Source organism: Rhodoferax sp. OV413 (genome assembly GCF_945881795.1).
Taxonomy (GTDB): domain Bacteria; phylum Pseudomonadota; class Gammaproteobacteria; order Burkholderiales; family Burkholderiaceae_C; genus Allorhodoferax.
Window position 1 is genome coordinate 1 of sequence record NZ_CAMCVG010000131.1, and the last position, 4,486, is coordinate 4,486.

General features: G+C 60.5%; 6 protein-coding genes. All 6 read right to left on the bottom strand.

The window, feature by feature from the left end; all coding sequences use genetic code 11:
- Positions 1–200, bottom strand: a 200-nt coding sequence (locus tag Q0O05_RS11470; RefSeq protein ID WP_293663159.1) for an isocitrate/isopropylmalate family dehydrogenase, incomplete at its 3' end; no start/stop codon positions are given.
- 34 nt (positions 201–234) lie between these two features.
- Complete coding sequence (gene leuD, locus Q0O05_RS11475; protein ID WP_293663160.1) at positions 235–885, bottom strand: 3-isopropylmalate dehydratase small subunit; 651 nt, start codon at positions 883–885, stop codon at positions 235–237.
- Positions 886–887: 2 nt separating this feature from the next.
- Positions 888–2,336 carry a 3-isopropylmalate dehydratase large subunit gene (gene leuC, locus Q0O05_RS11480; protein WP_293663162.1) on the bottom strand — a complete coding sequence of 483 codons (1,449 nt, stop codon included), beginning with the start codon at positions 2,334–2,336 and terminating at the stop codon, positions 888–890.
- A 154-nt stretch (positions 2,337–2,490) separates the two neighbouring features.
- Positions 2,491–3,801, bottom strand: a complete 1,311-nt coding sequence (locus tag Q0O05_RS11485) for a citrate synthase (protein ID WP_293663164.1) — start codon at positions 3,799–3,801, stop codon at positions 2,491–2,493.
- A gap of 10 nt (positions 3,802–3,811) precedes the next feature.
- Positions 3,812–4,096 carry a succinate dehydrogenase assembly factor 2 gene (locus Q0O05_RS11490; protein ID WP_293663177.1) on the bottom strand — a complete coding sequence of 95 codons (285 nt, stop codon included), beginning with the start codon at positions 4,094–4,096 and terminating at the stop codon, positions 3,812–3,814.
- A gap of 16 nt (positions 4,097–4,112) precedes the next feature.
- On the bottom strand, positions 4,113–4,486 hold a 374-nt coding region (locus tag Q0O05_RS11495), incomplete at its 5' end, for a 4Fe-4S dicluster domain-containing protein (RefSeq protein ID WP_293663178.1).

Sequence of the window (4,486 nt, forward strand, 5' to 3'; positions counted from 1 at the left end):
GCGCCGAACAGCACCGCGTCTGCGTCTTTGGCGAGCTGGAGGGTGGCGTCCGGCAGGGGGTGGCCGTGGGCCTCGTAGGCGCAGCCGCCCACGAGTGCGGTTTCCATTTCCAGCTTCAGGTCGAGGGCGTTGAGCACCTTGACGGCCTCGGCCACGATTTCGGTTCCGATGCCGTCGCCAGGCAATACTGCGATTTTCATGTTGTCCTTAGATTGCTATAAATTCAGTAGCTGCTCACGCATTCATGGTGCGCGCTAGCCACGGTTTTTGTGCCAAACGCTCGGCCTCGAAGGCCTTAATCTTGTCGGCATGGCGCAGGGTGAGGCCAATGTCGTCAAAGCCGTTGAGCAAGCAGTACTTGCGGAAGGCTTGCACCTCAAACGGGATCTCATCACCCTGTGGCTTCACGATGACCTGGCGTTCCAGATCAATCGTGAGCTGGTAGCCGGGGAAAGCCAATGCTTCGTTGAACAACTGGTCTACTTGGGCTTCGCTCAGCTGGATCGGCAGCAGACCGTTCTTGAAGCAGTTGTTGAAGAAGATGTCTGCGTAACTGGGCGCGATGATGGCGCGAAAGCCGTATTGGTCGATGGCCCAGGGAGCATGTTCGCGGCTGGAGCCGCACCCAAAATTTTTGCGTGCCAACAAGATGCTGGCCCCCGCATAGCGGGGCTGGTTCAGCACGAAGTCGGGGTTGGGGCGGCGGGTGGCGGTATCTTGGCCGGGAAAGCCGGCATCCAGGTAGCGCCATTCGTCAAACAGGTTTTGCCCGAAGCCGGTCTTGCGGATGGACTTGAGGAACTGCTTGGGGATGATGGCATCGGTGTCCACGTTCTCGCGGTCCATGGGCGCCACCAGTCCCTGGTGGAGGGTGAAGTTTTTCATGATCAGCTGAATTTCCGGATGTCGACAAAGTGGCCGTGGATGGCGGCTGCAGCGGCCATGGCAGGGCTCACCAGGTGGGTGCGGCCGCCGGCGCCCTGGCGGCCCTCAAAGTTACGGTTGCTGGTAGAGGCGCAGCGTTCGCCGGGCTCCAGACGGTCGGCGTTCATGGCCAGGCACATCGAGCAGCCAGGCTCGCGCCATTCAAAGCCGGCGGCCTTGAAGATCTCATGCAGCCCTTCACGCTCGGCCTGCTCTTTGACCAGACCCGATCCGGGGACAACCATGGCCAGCTTGATGTTCTTGGCCACTTTCTGGCCCAGGTTTTTGACCACCGCCGCTGCTTCGCGCATGTCTTCTATGCGGCTGTTGGTGCACGAACCAATAAACACCTTGTCCACGAACAAATCGTTCAAAGGCTTGCCGGGCTCCAGGCCCATGTAGGTCAGGGCGCGTTCGATGGCGCCGCGCTTGCTGGCGTCTTTTTCCTTGTCGGGGTCCGGCACGGTGGCATCTACGCCCAGCACCATCTCCGGCGACGTTCCCCAGGTCACTTGCGGCACGATCTGGGCCGCGTCCAGCTCGACGACGGTGTCAAAGTGCGCGCCGGCGTCGGAGTGCAAGGTCTTCCAGAAGGTCACAGCCTGGTCCCACTCCACCGCGGCGGCTTCTGGTGACGCTGCGTTGGCGCCCGGGGCCAGCGGGCGACCCCTGACGTAGTCGATGGTTTTTTCATCTACTGCCACCAGCCCGGCTCGGGCGCCTGCCTCGATGGCCATATTGCAGACGGTCATGCGGGCTTCCATGCTGAGGGCGCGGATGGCGGAACCGCCGAACTCGATGGTGTAGCCGGTGCCGCCGGCGGTGCCGATTGTGCCGATGATGGCCAGCACAATGTCTTTGCCGGTGATGCCCGGGGCCACCTGGCCGTCAACCCTGACCAGCATGTTCTTGGCCTTCCTGGCCAAGAGGGTCTGGGTGGCCATGACGTGCTCGACTTCGCTGGTGCCGATGCCGTGCGCCAGGGCGCCGAATGCGCCGTGGGTGGAGGTGTGCGAGTCGCCGCAGACCACCGTCATGCCGGGCAGGGTGGCGCCATTCTCCGGCCCCATGACGTGCACGATACCCTGCCGCTTCGAGAGAAACGGAAAGTACGCCGCCGCGCCGAATTCGCGGATGTTGCTGTCCAGCGTGACCACCTGCTCTTTGCTGGTCGGGTCGGTGATGCCGTCGTAACCGAGTTCCCAGCCGGTGGTCGGGGTGTTGTGGTCGGCGGTGGCCACGATGGAGCTGATGCGCCAGACCTTGCGACCTGCTTCCCGCAGCCCTTCAAAGGCCTGCGGGCTGGTGACTTCGTGCACCAAATGGCGGTCAATGTAGAGGATGGAGGTGCCATCGTCCTCGGTATGGACGACGTGGTCGTCCCAGAGTTTGTCGTAAAGCGTGCGTGCCATGTTCTTCCTTCGGAGGGGCTGATTTTAGGCGCTCCCGCCTGGTCCGGCAGATGCGTAAATCGTTTTCAGGGCGTGGCGGCGTGTTGAAAAAAAACCCCGCGGCCTTGTGAGGCTGCGGGGTTCGGGTGGCGATTTGGAGGTCGCTTACCGCAGCTTAGCGTTGGTCCAGCGGCACCACGTCCCGCTTCACCGAGCCGGTGAACAGCTGGCGAGGGCGGCCGATCTTGTATTCGGGGTCGCCAATCATTTCGTTAAGCTGGGCGATCCAGCCGACGGTGCGGGCCAGGGCGAAGATTCCGGTGAACAGGTTCACAGGAATGCCGATGGCGCGCTGAACGATCCCGGAGTAGAAGTCTACGTTGGGGTAGAGCTTGCGCTGGACAAAGTAATCGTCTTCCAGGGCAATCTTTTCCAGCTCCTTGGCCAGCTTGAACAGCGGGTCGTTTTGCAGACCCAATGCTTCGAGCACTTCATTGCAGGTTTCCTGCATGAGCTTGGCGCGGGGGTCGTAGTTTTTATACACGCGGTGACCGAAGCCCATGAGCTTGACGCCGGAGTTTTTGTCCTTGACCTGCTCCATGAACTGGCCAACCTTGGAGACACCGCCTTGGCGTTGGATGTCTTCCAGCATGTTCAGGCAGGCCTCGTTGGCGCCACCGTGTGCGGGTCCCCACAGGCAGGCCACACCTGCCGCGATAGCCGCAAACGGGTTGGTACCGGAAGAGCCGCACAGGCGCACCGTCGAGGTGGACGCGTTTTGCTCGTGGTCTGCGTGCAAGATGAAGATGCGATCCATGGCGCGTTCGATGACCGGGTTGACCTTGTACTCTTCGCAAGGGGTGCCGAACATCATGCGAAGGAAGTTGCCCGCATAGCTCAGATTGTTCTGGGGATACATATAGGGCTGACCGATGCCGTACTTGTAGGCCATGGCTACCAGCGTGGGCATCTTGGCAATCAGGCGAATCGCGGCAATTTCGCGGTGCTCCGGGTTGGTGATGTCGGTGCTGTCATGGTAGAAGGCCGACAGGGCGCCCACCAGGCCGGTTAACACCGCCATAGGGTGTGCGTCACGACGGAAGCCACGCAGGAAGAACTGCATCTGCTCGTTCACCATGGTGTGGTTGGTGACGAGGGAGTGGAAATCATCGCGTTCAGTTGCATTAGGCAATTCGCCCTTGAGCAACAGGTGGCAGGTGTCCAGGTAGTCCACGTTAGTTGCCAGCTGCTCGATGGGGTAGCCGCGGTACAGCAGTTCGCCCTTGTCGCCGTCAATGTAGGTAATGCCGGACTGGCACGAAGCGGTCGAGAGGAAACCGGGGTCGTAAGTGAACATTCCGGTCTGGGCGTAAAGCTTGCGGATATCGATCACGTCGGGACCGATGTTGCCTTGATACACAGGCATTTCCACGCTGGGGCTGCCGTTACTGAACGACAGGGTGGCTTTGTTGTCAGCTAGTTTCATCTTTCGCCTTTCAGAGAGGGTCTCTTAACATTTTCAAAACTTCATGGACGTCAGTGCGGTCGAGCGCAGCATCCACTTGTGGCAGAGTTTTGCGCGCCAGATGCACATCCAGCAGGTCGTTGTCACTTAATTCCATCAGCGCCGACAGAGCGTCGGCGTGGCGCACGGTGAGGGTGGCACTGTGGAGCTGGAAGAAGCGCTCGATAAAAAGGTCGTTTTCCAGCAGGCCGCGGCGGCATCGCCATTGCAGCTTACTCAACGCCCGTTCGTCAATCAATGCCTCAGTCAAACGCATGCACCTTGGCGCTGCGTCAGACGGACCGCATGACCATCATTTCCTTGATCTTGCCGATGGCCTTGGTAGGGTTCAGACCCTTAGGGCACACGTCAACGCAGTTCATGATGGTGTGGCAACGGAACAGACGGTAGGGGTCTTCCAGGTTGTCCAGACGCTCTGCGGTGGCATGGTCGCGGCTGTCTGCGATAAAGCGGTAGGCCTGCAGCAGGCCGGCAGGGCCCACAAACTTGTCGGGGTTCCACCAGAAGCTGGGGCAGCTCGTAGAGCAGCTGGCGCACAAAATGCACTCGTACAGGCCGTTGAGTTCTTCGCGCTCTTCGGGGGACTGCAGACGTTCCTTTTCTGGGGGTACGGTGTCGTTGATCAAGTAGGGCTTGATCGAGTTGT